Consider the following 15,551-nt stretch of genomic DNA (forward strand, 5'->3'; position numbering starts at 1 on the left):
AAGAAAGAAGGTCAAGATGTCATCGTTGCCATCTCCCCGTGTCATCGGATAAGATAAAACAGAACGATAATATGGTAGATAGGAGAAGATGCTCAATGCTTGCCAAACATAAATTGGCCCGCATCAATGAGCTGGCCAAAAAGGCAAAAACGGTCGGCTTGTCGCCGGAAGAAGTGATGGAGCAGGCAAAGCTGCGCCGCGAATACATTCAGGCGTTTCGCAAAGCGATGACCGATATGCTTCACACGGTGAAGGTCATCGACCCGAACGGCAATGACGTGACGCCTAAAAAATTAAAGGAAAGCCAGCGCCATCGCCTCCATTAACCGGCAGTTAAGAAAGGCGAAGGCTCCTTGTTTTTTGACAGCGAAAATAACGTTGTACAAAGAAGTCAATTTTCTATATGATAGTAAATGACACCATATTGACGAAGGGGAGGAAAATGATGGCGCATTCGATTGAACAACTAGCGATTACGACGATTCGAACGCTGTCGATTGACGCGATCGAAAAGGCGAAATCCGGGCATCCGGGCATGCCGATGGGCGCGGCACCGATGGCGTACACCCTTTGGACGAAATTCATGAATCATAATCCGGCGAATCCAAACTGGTTCAACCGCGACCGGTTTGTCTTGTCAGCTGGGCACGGGTCGATGCTGCTTTACAGCCTGCTTCATTTAAGCGGCTACGACGTATCGATGGACGACTTGAAACAGTTCCGCCAATGGGGAAGCAAAACGCCAGGGCATCCGGAATACGGCCATACGCCGGGAGTGGAAGCGACGACCGGCCCGCTCGGCCAAGGAATTGCGATGGCAGTCGGTATGGCGATGGCTGAGCGGCATTTGGCGGCTACATACAATCGTGACGGGTTTGACATGATCGACCATTATACGTACGCGATTTGCGGCGATGGTGATTTAATGGAAGGAGTGGCGAGCGAAGCTGCATCACTCGCTGGTCATTTGCAGTTGGGCCGCTTGATCGTTCTGTATGATTCGAACGACATTTCCCTGGACGGAGAGCTTAACCTATCGTTCTCGGAAAACGTCGCTCAACGGTTCCAAGCGTACGGTTGGCAATATTTGCGCGTCGAAGATGGCAACAACATCGAGGAAATCGCCAAAGCGCTTGAAGAGGCGCGGGCTGACCTCAACCGGCCGACGCTCATTGAAGTGAAAACGACGATCGGCTACGGCTCGCCGACGAAAGCAGGCACATCGAGTGTTCACGGCGCTCCGCTCGGTGCAGAAGAGGCGAAATTGACAAAAGAAGCGTATCGCTGGACGTTTGCCGAAGATTTCTATGTGCCGGAAGAAGTGTATGCCCATTTCCGGGAAACGGTACAAGAAGTCGGGGCGAAAAAAGAAGCCGAATGGAATGAACGATTGGCCGCTTACGAGCAGGCGTATCCAGAATTGGCCGCCCAGCTGAAGCAGGCGATCGAAGGGAAACTTCCAGACGGTTGGGAAGCTGCGCTGCCGGTGTACGAAGCTGGAAAAAGTTTGGCGACCCGGTCGTCGTCCGGGGAAGTCATCAACGCCATTGCCAAAGCGGTGCCGCAGTTGTTGGGCGGTTCAGCGGACTTGGCAAGCTCGAACAAAACGCTTATTAAAGAAGGCGGCAATTTCTTGCCGGGCAGCTATGAAGGGCGCAACATTTGGTTTGGTGTGCGCGAATTTGCCATGGGAGCGGCGTTAAACGGCATGGCGCTCCATGGTGGGGTGAAAGTGTTTGGTGGCACGTTCTTCGTGTTCTCCGACTATTTGCGTCCGGCGATTCGATTAGCAGCGCTCATGGGGCTGCCGGTTACCTATGTTTTGACGCATGACAGCGTTGCTGTCGGTGAAGACGGCCCGACGCACGAGCCGATTGAACAGCTCGCTTCCTTAAGAGCGATGCCGAATTTGTCAGTCATCCGACCGGCTGACGCGAACGAAACGGCGGCGGCATGGCGTCTGGCGGTTGAATCGACGGACAAGCCGACCGCGCTCGTTCTGACGCGTCAAAACATACCGACGTTGCCGACAACGGCTGATTTGGCATATGAAGGCGTGAAAAAAGGTGCGTACGTCGTCTCGCCGGCGAAAAACGGTGCTCCGGAGGCGCTGCTTTTGGCAACCGGTTCGGAAGTCAGCTTGGCGGTGCAAGCACAAGAAGCGCTCGCTGCCGAAGGGATTCACGTCTCGGTCGTCAGCATGCCATCGTGGGATCGCTTTGAAGCGCAGCCAAAAGCGTACCGTGATGAAGTGATTCCGCCGGCGGTGACGAAGCGGCTGGCCATTGAAATGGGCGCCTCGCTCGGTTGGGAGCGCTATGTTGGTGCGGATGGCGACATTTTAGCCATCGATCGGTTTGGCGCCTCCGCTCCGGGAGAAAAAATTATGGCGGAATATGGCTTTACCGTCGATAACGTCGTTCATCGCGTGAAAGCGTTGCTTGGCAAGTAATTCAATGACCGTGAGAACAGGTTGCCCTTGTGCTGTTGCAAGGGCAACTTTTTTGCCCTATTTGCGGCCGCTGGTCACTATAAACAAAAATCGACAATGTTAGTGAAAAAAATTGCCGTTAATAGACATATTTTTCTCCCCTTCTTTTCTATAATAGAGATAGATGAGATGAAATGGGGGATGGGGCATGGTTCGGTATTGGATTTATTTATTAAATGACGAAGTGGCGGCGCACTATCGCCATCGGACGGAAAAAGTTGTCGAATTGCTTCGGGAACATCAATATGCCAAAGCGCCGTTAAAAACGATTTGCCGCAAACAAGTCGAATTTATTACCGAACGGTTGTCGTTTTCACGTCTTGAGTTAGGCTTAAAGCAATATTTTAGCGGGCATGTCGGCAAAAATTTAGAGCGCAACATGTTCATTTTGCGAAATGACGTCGGTGAGGAAGCGCTGCTTGTTGTGCAAAAGCGCCGCCTGCTCCTTGTTGCTGATAGCGCGTCGCTGGCGGCTGACATCGGACAGGCGCTCGCACAATTAGCGCCGTCGTTTTTGGCGGTTGCTGCTGATTTTGCCGACTACCATTGGTTATCTGCGCCGGCGCAAGGAAGAAAATTCGCGTAACGTGAAGATTTTTGTCGCGAAATATTGTCTAATGGCACATCGTTTAGTACACTGTTAGGGAGACAACAAGAAGGAGGAAAATCGCTGTATGTGGGACACGATTCTCGTTGGTGTACTAGCGCTTATCGCTGGTATGGCGCTCGGGTTTTTCATCGCCCGCAAAACGATGATCAATTATTTGAAAAAAAATCCACCGATCAATGAACAAATGATTCGCATGATGATGATGCAAATGGGCATGACCCCGTCGCAAAAGAAAATCAACCAAATGATGAAAATGATGAACAACCAGCTGAAATAAACGAAACAGACACTCGATCGAGAGTGTCTTTTTATTTTAGAAAAATGTTCTTTCTAAATTTTCCTAGTTTTGCTACAATGGTATAGCGGTTGTTCATTAGCGAAAATGAAAGGGGGGATGGCCGCATGAGCGTGTTCCGCGATTTGTTTTGGTTTTTTCGCCAAGAGAAAAAGGCGTATATCACCGGTATTCTATTACTCGTGATCGTTGCCTTTTTGGAAACGATCCCGCCGAAAGTGATCGGTATTTTAGTTGACCATATGAAAAACGGCACGATGACGAAAGAGGTGCTCATTCGTTGGATGGTTGCCCTTGCTGCCATCGCGGGGGCGCTCTATGTGCTCCGCTACGTTTGGCGTATTTGCATTTTCGGATCAGCCGTCAAGCTTGCCCGCCAGCTGCGCAACGAGCTGTACGCCCATTTTACGAAAATGGCGCCGTCGTTTTACCAGCGGAAGCGGATCGGTGATTTGATGGCCCATGCGACCAATGATTTGCAGGCGATTCAGCAAACGGCCGGAAGCGGCATTTTAACGCTTGTTGATTCGTTGACGCTCGGCGGGGTTGTGCTGGCGACGATGGCGTTTTCGATCAGCTGGAAGCTGACGTTGATCAGCCTGCTGCCGCTGCCGGTGATGGCTATAGCGACAAGCCGCTATGGAACGATGCTTCACCGGCGATTTTTAACAGCGCAAGAAGCGTTTTCGGCGCTAAATGATAAAGTGCAAGAAAGCATGAGCGGCGTCCGCGTCATCAAAGCGTTCGGCTATGAAGAAAAGGATGTCGAAGCGTTCCGCCGCCAATCGGAAGACGTCGTAGCGAAGAACATTGCGGTTGCTAAAGTGGATGCGCTCTTTGATCCGACGATCGGGTTGCTTGTTGGGCTGTCGTTTTTCCTCTCCGTTGCGTTCGGCAGTCAGATGGTCATTGCCGGCGAGTTGACAATCGGAGAGCTCGTGTCGTTTACGACGTATCTTGGCTTGCTCATTTGGCCAATGCTGGCGTTTGGCTGGCTGTTTAACATTGTCGAGCGCGGGCGCGCTTCATACGACCGCGTGCGGGCGCTGCTTGCCGAAGACGATGAAATCAAGGAAATGCCAGGCGCGCTTGCCGTTCCGCCGCAAGGGAGCATCGAGTATGATATCCGCCGGTTTGTCTATCCGGGCGAGACAAAACCGGCGCTTGTCGATGTTCGTTTCCGGCTTGAACGCGGGGCGACGCTCGGTGTCGTCGGCAAAACTGGATCCGGGAAAACGACGCTGCTGCGCCTATTGTTGCGCGAGTTTGACAACTATGATGGTGACATTCGCTTCGATAACCATGACATTCGACACTATACGCTTTCTGCCTTGCGGATGGCGATCGGCTATGTGCCGCAAGACCATTTCCTTTTTTCCGCCTCTGTCCGCGACAATATCGCTTTTGCTAAGCCGGAGGCGAATGAGAAGGAAATTGTCAAAGCAGCAAAGCTGGCTGACATTCATGATGACATTCTCCAATTTCCGGACGGTTATGAGACGGTCATCGGTGAGCGCGGCGTCTCGCTGTCAGGGGGGCAAAAACAACGGCTGTCGATCGCCCGCGCCTTGCTCATGGAACCAGAGCTGCTCATTTTAGATGATGCGTTGTCGGCGGTCGATGCAAAAACAGAGGAACGGATTTTAACGACGCTGAAGCGCGAGAGACGTGGGAAAACGACGATTATTGCCGCTCATCGTTTAAGTGCGGTCGAACATGCTGATTGGATTCTTGTCCTTGATGGCGGCCGCGTCATACAAGCGGGGACGCACGAAGACTTGATGGCTGAAGACGGCTGGTATCGTGAAATGTATCGGCGCCAACAGCTTGAGGAGCTTATGGAATGACATGGATAGGAGGGAGCGTATGAACGAACAAATATTGACGTCCAAAGAGCAACGGCGCATCTTGTGGCGATTGCTCGCTTATATGGGGCGATACAAAAAAGAAGCTGTGCTCGCTTTTGCGCTCCTTCTATTGGCGACCGCGGGGGAGTTGGCCGGCCCGTATTTAGTGAAAGTGTTTATCGACGACTATTTGATGCCGAATCATCTCGCTCCGGGCCCGGTGGCGGCGCTAGCTGTCGCCTATATCGGCGTGCTCGTCGGAAAAACGATCGTCGGGTATTTCCAGCTGATCGGGTTTCAGAGGCTCGCTTTATATATTATCCAAGCGTTGCGGATGGACGTCTTTTCCAAGGTACACCGGCTCGGGATGAGCTACTTTGACCGGACGCCGGGCGGAAGCATTGTCTCGCGGGTGACGAATGATACGGAAGCGATCAAAGACATGTTTATCAGCGTTTTAGCGGTGTTTGTGCAAAACGGTCTGTTTGTCATCGGCGTTTATATTGCTATGTTTTCACTCAACGCTCAGCTTGCGCTGTTTTGCCTGTTCATTATTCCGGCCATCGGATTGATTATGAAAACATACCGCCGTTACAGTTCGGTATTTTACCAACAGATGCGTGAACGGCTGAGCGAGCTGAACGCCAAATTGAATGAATCGTTGCAAGGGATGGCCATCATACAAGCATTCCGCCAACAGCATCGCTTATACCAAGAGTTTGCCGCCGTGAATGAGGCGCATTACGAAGCGGGAATGAAAAACATTCGGCTTGACGGGCTGCTGCTCCGGCCGGCGCTCGATGTAGTCTATCTATTGTCGATCATGGCCGTGCTCAGCTTTTTCGGTATCTCGGCGCTTGAGAGTCCGGTCGAGATCGGAGTGCTGTACGCATTTGTCAACTATTTGGAACGTTTTTTTGAACCGGTGACGCAAATGATGATGCGGTTGTCGCTCTATCAGCAAGCGATCGTTTCCGCTTCCCGTGTCTTTGCGCTCCTTGACCATGATGAAGAGGCGCCGTTCAATCCGGAACAAGCACCGTATACGATTGAGCGCGGAGAAATTGAGTTCCGCGATGTCAGTTTTTCATATGACGGCAAGCGTGATGTGCTAAAACGGTTGTCATTTACCATCCGTCCGGGGCAGACGGTGGCGTTTGTCGGCCATACGGGCAGCGGTAAAAGCTCCATCATCAACTTGCTAATGCGGTTTTATGAATTTGATCGCGGCGACATTTTGCTTGACGGCCGGTCGATCCGCGATTATTCGCGCGCCGAGCTGCGGCGATGTTTCGGTCTCGTTTTGCAAGATCCGTTCTTGTTTTACGGAACAGTGAAAGAGAACATTCGCATGTATAACGAGCAATTAAGTGACGAGGAGATTGAGACTGCCGCTCGCCTCGTGCAGGCGGACGCGTTCATCCAACAGCTGCCCGGCGGCTATGACCATCTGCTCGCTGAGCGGGGAGCCACGTTATCGAGCGGGCAGCGCCAGCTTCTTTCGTTCGCTCGCACCATTGCTGCCAAACCGAAAATATTAGTTCTTGATGAGGCAACCGCTCATATTGACACCGAAACGGAGGAGGCTATTCAAACGGCGCTCACGCAAATGCGAAAAGGGCGAACGATGATCGCTATTGCCCATCGTCTGTCGACGATTCAAGACGCCGACCAAATTTTTGTCCTCCACCGCGGTGAAATTGTGGAGCGTGGTACACATCAACAGCTGTTGGCACAAAAAGGGCTATACTACCAAATGTACTTATTGCAAAATGGGTTAGTCGACGCTCATGCATAAAGAAAAAAGCGCCTTTTCTCGCTTAGCGGGAGGCGCTTTGTTTTTGTTGTTTCCCTTGTTCACGCTGATAGGCGTTCAGCAGCGTATCGAGCTCTCTGCTCACTTTCATCGCTGCTGCGGAGTTTAATCCAGTCTTCGCTACGGTGTCGACAAGTTCCATTCGTTTCTGTTCAATCAAGATTAAAAGATTACGTTTCGGCACGAATAAACCGTCCTTTTCATCAATGTGGTGTATAGTATTTTATACTATTTTACCAATGAATGCAAAAATGGAAAATAGAAAAATTGACCAATGAAAACGAGAAATACGTTACGGAAAAGCGGATTTTTGCTAAAATAAAAGTAAAAAATGAGGCAGGGGCTGATTTAGTGATGAATGATTTAAATATATTTTTAGCGTTTGGCGCCGGATTTTTGTCGTTTATTTCTCCGTGCTGTCTCCCTCTTTACCCGGCGTTTTTGTCCTATATTACCGGGGTGTCGGTCAGTGAGTTGAAAGAGGAAAATGCGATGATGAATCGTCGCAGCTTATGGCATACGCTCTGTTTTTTGCTCGGTTTTTCACTCATTTTTATTTCGCTCGGTTTCGGCACATCGTTTCTCGGCCGATTGTTTGCTGACTATCAAGATGTGATCCGTCAAATCGGCGCGATTGTGATCGTCGCTTTTGGCCTTGTCGTCGCCGGGCTGTGGAAGCCGGCATTTCTATTAAAAGACCGACGCATTTCGTTCCGTGAACGGCCGTCAGGTTATGCTGGTTCGGTGCTGATTGGAATGGCGTTTGCTGCCGGTTGGACGCCGTGCATGGGGCCGATTTTAGTGGCGGTTATCGCCTTGGCGGCAGCCAATCCGGGTTCAGGGATGATGTACATGCTCGCTTATACGCTCGGTTTTGCTGTTCCGTTTTTCATTCTGTCGTTTTTTATCGGCAAACTGCAATGGATTCGGCGCCATAGTGCATCCATTATGAAAGCAGGCGGATATGTCATGATGGCGATGGGGGTCGTCCTTTATTTTGACTGGATGACGAAGATCATTGCCTATACCACAAGCATATTTGGTGGATTTACCGGCTTTTAGCGCAGCTGAAGCCGCCTTTTGTGCTGCCGGAATAGAAAACCGTTCAGGGGGACGTTGGAAAGATGGCTGCCATTTTGGTTGTCGATGATGCGAATTTTATGAGGGTGACGTTAGCGCGCATATTGCAAAAAGCGAACCATACCGTAGCCGGTGAGGCGAAAAACGGTAAAGAGGCGGTCGAACTGTATCGCCGGCTGCATCCGGAACTGGTCATCATGGATATTACCATGCCAGTCATGAACGGAATCGAAGCTGTACGGGCGATCAAGGAAATCGATCCAGGGGCGAAAATCATTATTTGTTCGGCGTTAGGGCAGCAGCGCATGATCGTTGAGGCGATTGAAGCTGGCGCTGCTGACTTTATTGTCAAGCCGTTTGAAGAAAGCGATGTGCTCGAGGCGGTGGCACGCCTTTTATAGACGGCTGTCGGCGTAAGGGGGAGACCATAGATCGAAAGCTCACTCTTGTTCTTTCCTTACCGATAGGAGGAGGGAGCAAGAACTTCCCGGCGCAGCTGGAGCGTTTGAAGAGGCGGTAGGCAACCAGAGCAGTTTTTGCTATAATAACAGTATTGTCCGTGAATTTTATGTGAAGAAGGTGATGGCTTTGTTGGCGCTTATTACATCGCTCATCGCCGTTGTGATGACTTTGTTCGTCTTTTTTGTGCGCATGAAAGCGGCAGAAAAGCCGACGAACGCCAAAAAAATCATTTTACCGCCGTTGTTTATGAGCACAGGGGCGCTCATGTTCATCGATCCGGTTTTTCGTGTTACGCGTGGGGAACTCATCGAAGCGGTTGTTCTCGGTTTGTTTTTCTCGCTGTTTCTCATTAAAACATCGAAATTTGAAATCCGCGGCCATGATATTTACTTAAAACGTTCGAAAGCGTTTGTTTGGATTTTGCTCAGTTTGATCGTCATTCGCTTTGGCTTAAAGACGTATTTGGGACGGACGATCGATTATGGCCAACTAAGCGGCATGTTTTATTTGCTCGCGTTTTCCATGATTGTCCCATGGCGGATCGCCATGTATGTGTCGTATAAAAAACTGGCCGCGCAGCTGAAGCCGCCGATGCTCACCTGATCTTCTCCTTCACTTGTGTCTACGGCGTCAAAACGAGAGGGTTCCGGTCGAGGGAAGAGGAGATAGAAGATAAAGAAAAAGCAACGTAATACTCCTTTTTTCATACACATCGGACAACTTCGCGGTCTTGTACTTTGTTTTTCGCTGGAGGGCAAACGACCTTTTTGGTCAGCCCTCTTATTTTTTGCCGTCTAGCGTTCTTTTTGCCGAAGATTGTGCGGCCAAACAAGGCGAAAGCCGCTGACATCCGACTGAAAGTGCGGAACGGTCAGCGGCTTTCTAATAAATGTTGATACGGAGCGAGATCGATGTTTTTCGCCTGCAATGTGCGAATTAAAAACTTATGGTCGCGCTTTGGCGTAGCGATAATATAACCGCGGATGAGCAAATCGCGCGTAATGCGGGGGGCTTGTTCCTTCAGGGCAAGCTCGCCAATTTTGCCGGCGATCTTTTGCCGTGCGACATCGCGGAACAGTTCCGGTACCGGGCGTACGAGTTCCTCAAGCAATGCCCTTTCTTCTTCTCCCCATAAATGACGTGTCTGTTCGATGTAATACTCCTGCCAGTCAAGCTCCGATTTTCCGTCTTCTTTCGGCAGCCGTTTTAAAAACTTACGGAACATAAAAAAGCCGCCAATCGACATCATGACGAGCAAAAAGACGACCCAAAACAAAATAAACCAAAGAAACCATCCGGTCAGCACGATGCCCACCTCAACGATCATCGGTAGTTTGTGCCGCCCAGCCTTCTCAAGCAGCTAGGCGGTTCATACAAGGTTCGTCTATTATTATGTCGAAAAGCGCACAGTTTGGCAAGTTTCAAGACGCAACTCTTGGAGCCTAAAAAACGGGGGGAAAACAGCCATTTTGACCTGTCATCAATTGTCACGCAACTGTAATGCAACTGTAAAAAAGCTTGTCCCATCTTAGAATATCAAGCGCTTGAGCGATGGCAGACAGCGTCAATGGAAATGATAGACAGTGACCTTCCTTTTGCCCCCTGTTAATCTAGTAGACAAAGGAAGCAGGCTGAAACATCGCAATCAGGAGGGATGGAAGGAATGAAAAAAACGATTGTCGCTCTTGCTGCTGCCTGCTGCATGGCGTTCGGCTGGCAGGCGTCGTCAACAGAAGCAGCCAGTTCGTATACATACTATCAAGTGAAAAAAGGCGATACCTTATGGAAGATCGCCAAACAATATCACACAACTGTTGCAAAGCTAAAGTCGCTAAATAAGTTAAAAAGCGACATGGTTCATATTGGCAAGAAACTGAAAGTGCCGACTGTGGCGAAAACGACAACTAAAGCGTCTGCGAACAAAAAAGCGATTTCGTTAAGCGCCGTCGACCGGAAGCTGCTCGCCCAGCTTGTGCAGGCGGAAACGGGTTCGAGCGAGCCGTTTGCCGGCAAAGTGGAAGTAGCGCTCGTCATTTTTAACCGTGTTAAACATAAGGAGTTTCCGAATACGGTGCGCGGCGTCATTTATCAAAAAACAAAATCCGGCTATGCGTTTGCACCGGTCAAAACGGGAAAATTGACTCGCATTCAGCCGACGAAGAAAGATTACGAGGCGGTGGACAAGGCGCTTGCCCTCTTCCCAAACGACCGCCGCGGCTCGCTTTACTTCTATAATCCGAAAATCACGAAAGACAAATGGATGCTGTCGCGTCCGGTGACGATTCGCATCGGGAATCATGCCTTTGCAAAGTAACGGGGCCAACGAGGCCTCGTTTTTTTTGGATGTGTTGCTGTTGCCGAGCGGTTTTCCCACCAAATTGGCAGGAGTTTTCGGCCGCTGCTGCGAATGTGTTTAGCAAGGGGGGAGCGGCCGTGAAGAGAGTGGATCTTGTTTATGAAACGCTGCGAGAGTGGGAGAGAAGCGGAAAGCGGTGGGTGAGTGCCGAGGAACTGGCCAGTGTCCTTGGGCTTGACCGAGCCAACGTCAGCCGCGATTTAAACCGCCTTTGGCGGGAAGGAAAAGTGCAAAAGCAAACCGGGAGGCCGGTTCGATTTGCGTTGGCGTGCGGCTCGACCGCCGAGACGCGCCTCGATCGGATTGCCAAGCAGCAGCCGAGCTTGGCGGCCGCTGTTGAACAAGGGAAGGCTGCCGTCTTATATCCGCCCAAGGGGCTGCCGATGTTGATTGTTGGAGAGACAGGAACTGGGAAGTCGATGTTCGCTGAGCTGCTTCACGAATTTGCCGTTGCGGTTGGCCGTTTTCCGCGGTCCGCCCCGTTTGTGACGTTTAACTGCGCTGATTATGCCAACAACCCGCAGTTGCTGCTTGGGCAGTTGTTTGGCATCCGCAAAGGGGCCTATACGGGGGCGAATGAGCAAAAAGGGCTGATTGAAAAGGCGGACGGCGGCGTTTTGTTCTTAGATGAGGTGCATCGTCTGCCGGCGGAAGGGCAGGAAATGTTGTTTACGTTTATTGACCGCGGCGTTTACCGTCGGCTTGGCGAGACGGATGTGGAGAGAACGGCTAATGTGCTGCTGATTTGCGCAACAACAGAAGATCCGGAATCGAATTTGTTGAAAACGTTCCGGCGCCGCATTCCCATGCATATTTTGTTGCCGCCGCTTGAGAAGCGGACGCTTGATGAACGCTGCCGGCTTGTAATGCAGTTTTTTCAGGAAGAGGCGGTGCGGCTCGGGAAGGAAATTTGTGTCTCCGCCAATGCCATCCGTGCTTTTTTGTTTTATGCATGTCCGAACAACGTCGGGCAGCTGAAGGCGGATATTCAGCTCGTTTGTGCCAAAGCATACGCCGATTATGTCACTGGAAAGAAACAAGCGGTAAGCGTCCATCGCGCGGATCTGCCCCTTCAAGTGCAAACCGGACTTTTGCTTGAGAAAAAACATCCGCGCTCCGCTTCCTATTCGCTGCCGCATCGATGGTATGCTTTCTCGCCGCATGGGGGCGAAGCGGATGTTGGCGGCGGACCAGTCGAATCTGAGTCGGTTTACGGCGCCATTGAGCGCAAATACGGCGAACTAAAAGAGCGGGGCATCGCCGGTGATGAGCTCGATCTATTGTTGGAAATGGACATTAAGCATTATTTCTCGCAATACATGAAAGGGATGGATCGGCGCATCCGCAATCGCCGCGACCTCGAGAAAATGGTCACTCCGGATGTCCTAGCATTAACGGAAGCCATGGTCGTCTATGTGGAGAAGAAACTCGGGCGACGCCTTGCCAAGAAGGTGACGTATGCGCTTGCTTTGCATATTCAAACCGCGATCAACCGCCTGCGGGCCGGGACAATTGTTTCCCATCCAAAGCTGAATGAGGTTCGAGCGGCCTATAAGCATGAATTTGCGGTTGCGCTCGACTGTCTCCATCTGATGGAAGAGAAGATGCACATTGATCTCCCGATTGATGAGGCGGGGTTTTTGACGATGTTTTTTGCGCTCCATGAGGAACGTACTGAAGAGCGCGAGGAACGGGTGGCGGTCGTTGTGGTTATGCATGGCAACGGTGTTGCTTCGGCGATGGCCGATGTCGTAAATCAGTTGTTGACCGCTGCGTGTGTGTATGCGGTCGATATGCCGCTTGATGCCGACCCGAAACATATTTATGAACAGGTGAAAGCGGTATTGCAGCCTGTCGTATCGCAAAAAGGGGTGTTGTTGCTTGTTGACATGGGCTCGCTTGTATCATTTGCTAGCTTTTTGGAAAAGGAGCTCGCCGTTCCGGTAAAAGTAGTTTCTGCCGCCAGTACGCCGCATGTGCTCGAAGCAGCCCGCAAAGCGATGCTCGGCTATGCGCTCAATGACATCTACGAAGAAGTGAAAGCAGCGGCGCCGTTTTACGTCCGCGAACCGCTTTGGGAAGAGGAAACAGCGGATCAGGACATGCTGGCGATCGTTACTGCTTGTTTTACTGGAAAAGGGAGCGCATTGGCACTAAAACATATATTGGAAACGTATTTACAGCTAGATGAACACATGTGGCGCATCATCCCGATTCAAATGGCGGATGTCAAAGAAGCGCGCCAAACATTATCGAGTATCGCGAAACACTTTCGCATCGTCTGTGTTGTCAGTCATATTTGCCTCGATGAGCGAATCCCGCACTTCCCGCTTGAGGAGGTGCTTAGCTTGAGAGCGATGAAAGAAATACAGGCATTAGCTGGTGTTGAAGAAATTCATGTGCATATGGCAAGAGAGTTGGCCGGCCACCTTCGCCATCTCTCACCAACGAAGGCCATTCACGCCATTCGCGCTGCGCTGGCAGCGATTGGCCGGGAACTTGGCTTAGATCCGGATGGTCGGGATATGGTGGGGCTTGTGCTCCATCTTTGCTGCTTGCTTGACCGTCTGCTTTCTGGAGAGAAGACGAGCAGTGGCCAAGGGACAGCGATCGAATGCAGGCATGAAGATGAGACGCTTTACAGGGTGGTCAAAGAGGGGCTGTTTCCGCTTGAACAGCGATACGGCGTTTGCATCGGTGAAGATGAACTGTGTCATATCGTTCATTTTTTTCGTTCGCTGCAAGGGAAACAAGACACGTAATGCGTAAGATTTAACGAGGTTTGAAAACGTTTCCATTACACAGTTTCCGGCTGTTGACACACAACCGTTCCATCCGCTTCACTGCTGCTTTTTTCGACGTTGGCATGGAATTTGCTTAAACGATAATGAACGATTGCTAAAAAGGAGGAGAAAGTGATGAACATTTTGCTCATTTGCGCTGCCGGCATGTCAACCAGTTTGCTTGTGACAAAAATGCAAGAGGCGGCAAAAGAAAGAGGAATTGAAGCGAATATTTGGGCCGTCTCCGCGGACGAAGCGAAAAGCCATTTCGACCAGGCGGATGTCGTGCTCATCGGCCCACAAATTCGTTACAAGTTTGCCGCGTTTAAGAAGGAAGGCGAGGCGCGCGGCATCCCGGTCGATGTCATCAACCCGGCTGACTACGGGCGTGTCAACGGCGCCGGCGTGTTGGATTTTGCGCTGCGGTTAAAAAAATAAACGGGGGGAGAGGCGGATGGATCGGTTTATTCGGGTGTTGGAAGAACACGTGATGCCAGTGGCCGGCAGAATAGCTGAACAGCGCCATTTGCAGGCGATTCGTGACGGGATTATTTTATCGATGCCATTGTTGATCATTGGGTCTTTATTTTTAATCATTGGTTTTTTGCCGATTCCCGGTTATAACGAATGGATGGCGAAATGGTTTGGCGAGCATTGGCTTGATAAGCTGCTGTATCCGGTTGGGGCGACGTTCGATATTATGGCGCTTGTCGTCAGCTTTGGGGTTGCCTACCGGCTAGCGGAAAAGTATAAAGTGGACGCGCTTTCTGCTGGCGCGATTTCGCTGGCTGCCTTTTTGCTGGCAACCCCCTATCAAGTGCCGTTTACACCGGAAGGAGCAAAAGAGACGATCATGGTCAGCGGCGGCATCCCGGTGCAATGGGTCGGCAGCAAAGGCTTGTTTGTCGCCATGATTTTAGCGATCGTATCAACCGAAATTTATCGAAAAATTATCCAAAAAAATATTGTGATTCAGTTGCCGGATGGGGTGCCGCCGGCAGTAGCACGCTCGTTTGTCGCCTTGATTCCGGGAGCGGCCGTTCTTGGCGTCGTTTGGGTAGTCCGTCTTATTTTAGAAGTTACGCCGTTTGAAAGCTTTCATAATATTGTATCGATGCTGCTCAACAAACCGCTAAGCGCGCTCGGCGGCAGCTTGTTCGGGGCGATTGTCGCTGTGCTCCTCGTTCAGCTGCTATGGTCGACCGGGTTGCACGGAGCGGCAATCGTTGGCGGGGTCATGGGACCCATCTGGCTGTCGCTGATGGATGAAAACCGGATGGTGTTCCAGCAAAACCCGAATGCCGAGCTACCGAATATTATTACCGCACAGTTTTTTGATCTTTGGATTTATATTGGCGGCTCAGGGGCGACGCTGGCATTGGCGTTAACGATGATGCTAAGGGCTCGCAGTCGACAGCTGAAAAATTTAGGGAGGCTGGCCATCGCGCCTGGTATTTTCAATATTAATGAACCGATCACGTTTGGCATGCCGATCGTCATGAATCCGCTTCTGATTATTCCATTCATTTTAGTGCCGATTGTGTTGGTCATTGTGTCTTATGTGGCCATGGCGACCGGACTTGTCGCCAAACCGAGCGGGGTGGCGGTGCCGTGGACGACGCCGTTCATTATCAGTGGTTATTTGGCGACAGGAGGCAAAATTTCCGGCAGCATTTTGCAAATCGTGAACTTTTTCATTGCCTTTGCCATTTATTATCCATTTTTGATGATCTGGGATAAACAAAAAGCGGCTGAAGAGCAAGCCGATGCGACGATATCCGGCGGAGCTGGAACGACGCATTCGATGTAAA

At 50.9% G+C, this 15,551-nt stretch carries 15 protein-coding genes; 13 read left to right on the top strand and 2 right to left on the bottom strand.

Annotated elements, in window-relative coordinates:
- The first annotated feature begins 95 nt into the window (after nt 1-95).
- The 6 genes from DSM465_RS0102080 (at nt 96) to DSM465_RS0102105 (ending at nt 7,041) form a co-directional block, all read left to right on the top strand.
- Nucleotides 96-326, top strand: coding sequence for a DUF896 domain-containing protein (locus DSM465_RS0102080; protein ID WP_008879528.1), 231 nt, complete (start codon nt 96-98; stop codon nt 324-326).
- Between the two features lie 119 nt (nt 327-445).
- Complete coding sequence (tkt, locus tag DSM465_RS0102085) at nt 446-2,452, top strand: transketolase (protein ID WP_008879527.1); 2,007 nt, start codon at nt 446-448, stop codon at nt 2,450-2,452.
- A 187-nt stretch (nt 2,453-2,639) separates the two neighbouring features.
- Nucleotides 2,640-3,077 carry a sporulation inhibitor of replication protein SirA gene (gene sirA, locus DSM465_RS0102090; protein ID WP_008879526.1) on the top strand — a complete coding sequence of 146 codons (438 nt, stop codon included), beginning with the start codon at nt 2,640-2,642 and terminating at the stop codon, nt 3,075-3,077.
- A gap of 88 nt (nt 3,078-3,165) precedes the next feature.
- Nucleotides 3,166-3,378 carry a YneF family protein gene (locus tag DSM465_RS0102095; protein ID WP_008879525.1) on the top strand — a complete coding sequence of 71 codons (213 nt, stop codon included), beginning with the start codon at nt 3,166-3,168 and terminating at the stop codon, nt 3,376-3,378.
- Between the two features lie 125 nt (nt 3,379-3,503).
- Nucleotides 3,504-5,243, top strand: a complete 1,740-nt coding sequence (locus tag DSM465_RS0102100) for an ABC transporter transmembrane domain-containing protein (RefSeq protein ID WP_011887192.1) — start codon at nt 3,504-3,506, stop codon at nt 5,241-5,243.
- Nucleotides 5,244-5,262: 19 nt separating this feature from the next.
- The gene (locus DSM465_RS0102105) at nt 5,263-7,041 is read left to right on the top strand and encodes an ABC transporter ATP-binding protein (RefSeq protein ID WP_029760509.1); all 1,779 of its coding nucleotides are present in this window, start codon (nt 5,263-5,265) and stop codon (nt 7,039-7,041) included.
- A gap of 22 nt (nt 7,042-7,063) precedes the next feature.
- On the opposite strand, the gene DSM465_RS0102110 is transcribed toward DSM465_RS0102105, so the two are convergent.
- Nucleotides 7,064-7,243, bottom strand: coding sequence for an aspartyl-phosphate phosphatase Spo0E family protein (locus tag DSM465_RS0102110; RefSeq protein WP_008879522.1), 180 nt, complete (start codon nt 7,241-7,243; stop codon nt 7,064-7,066).
- A gap of 170 nt (nt 7,244-7,413) precedes the next feature.
- Here DSM465_RS0102110 and DSM465_RS0102115 point away from each other — a divergent pair, with 170 nt between their 5' ends.
- From DSM465_RS0102115 to DSM465_RS0102125, 3 genes are all read left to right on the top strand, one after another.
- A complete protein-coding gene (locus DSM465_RS0102115) occupies nt 7,414-8,121 on the top strand; it encodes a cytochrome c biogenesis protein CcdA (protein WP_011887195.1) in 708 nt (235 codons plus the stop codon).
- A gap of 62 nt (nt 8,122-8,183) precedes the next feature.
- Nucleotides 8,184-8,540 (top strand): response regulator, encoded by a 357-nt coding sequence (locus DSM465_RS0102120; protein WP_011887196.1) that lies wholly within the window; start codon nt 8,184-8,186, stop codon nt 8,538-8,540.
- Between the two features lie 181 nt (nt 8,541-8,721).
- Nucleotides 8,722-9,204: a CcdC family protein gene (locus DSM465_RS0102125; RefSeq protein WP_011887197.1), complete on the top strand. Its 483-nt coding sequence runs from the start codon at nt 8,722-8,724 to the stop codon at nt 9,202-9,204.
- A gap of 268 nt (nt 9,205-9,472) precedes the next feature.
- Here the strand turns inward: DSM465_RS0102125 and DSM465_RS0102130 are convergent, their stop codons facing one another.
- Nucleotides 9,473-9,907 carry a DUF2621 domain-containing protein gene (locus DSM465_RS0102130; protein ID WP_008879518.1) on the bottom strand — a complete coding sequence of 145 codons (435 nt, stop codon included), beginning with the start codon at nt 9,905-9,907 and terminating at the stop codon, nt 9,473-9,475.
- Nucleotides 9,908-10,264: 357 nt separating this feature from the next.
- Here DSM465_RS0102130 and DSM465_RS0102135 point away from each other — a divergent pair, with 357 nt between their 5' ends.
- The 4 genes from DSM465_RS0102135 to celB all read left to right on the top strand — a co-directional run bounded on the left by DSM465_RS0102135 (nt 10,265) and on the right by celB (nt 15,550).
- Nucleotides 10,265-10,915: a cell wall hydrolase gene (locus tag DSM465_RS0102135; RefSeq protein ID WP_008879517.1), complete on the top strand. Its 651-nt coding sequence runs from the start codon at nt 10,265-10,267 to the stop codon at nt 10,913-10,915.
- Between the two features lie 119 nt (nt 10,916-11,034).
- Complete coding sequence (locus DSM465_RS0102140; RefSeq protein WP_029760511.1) at nt 11,035-13,719, top strand: sigma 54-interacting transcriptional regulator; 2,685 nt, start codon at nt 11,035-11,037, stop codon at nt 13,717-13,719.
- A gap of 156 nt (nt 13,720-13,875) precedes the next feature.
- On the top strand, nt 13,876-14,178 hold the full coding sequence (locus tag DSM465_RS0102145; protein WP_008879515.1) for a PTS sugar transporter subunit IIB: 303 nt from the start codon (nt 13,876-13,878) through the stop codon (nt 14,176-14,178).
- Between the two features lie 16 nt (nt 14,179-14,194).
- On the top strand, nt 14,195-15,550 hold the full coding sequence (gene celB / locus DSM465_RS0102150) for a PTS cellobiose transporter subunit IIC (protein WP_029760512.1): 1,356 nt from the start codon (nt 14,195-14,197) through the stop codon (nt 15,548-15,550).
- Nucleotide 15,551 lies beyond the last annotated feature (1 nt).

Origin of the sequence: Geobacillus thermodenitrificans subsp. thermodenitrificans DSM 465 (assembly GCF_000496575.1) — a bacterium.
Classification (GTDB): domain Bacteria; phylum Bacillota; class Bacilli; order Bacillales; family Anoxybacillaceae; genus Geobacillus; species Geobacillus thermodenitrificans.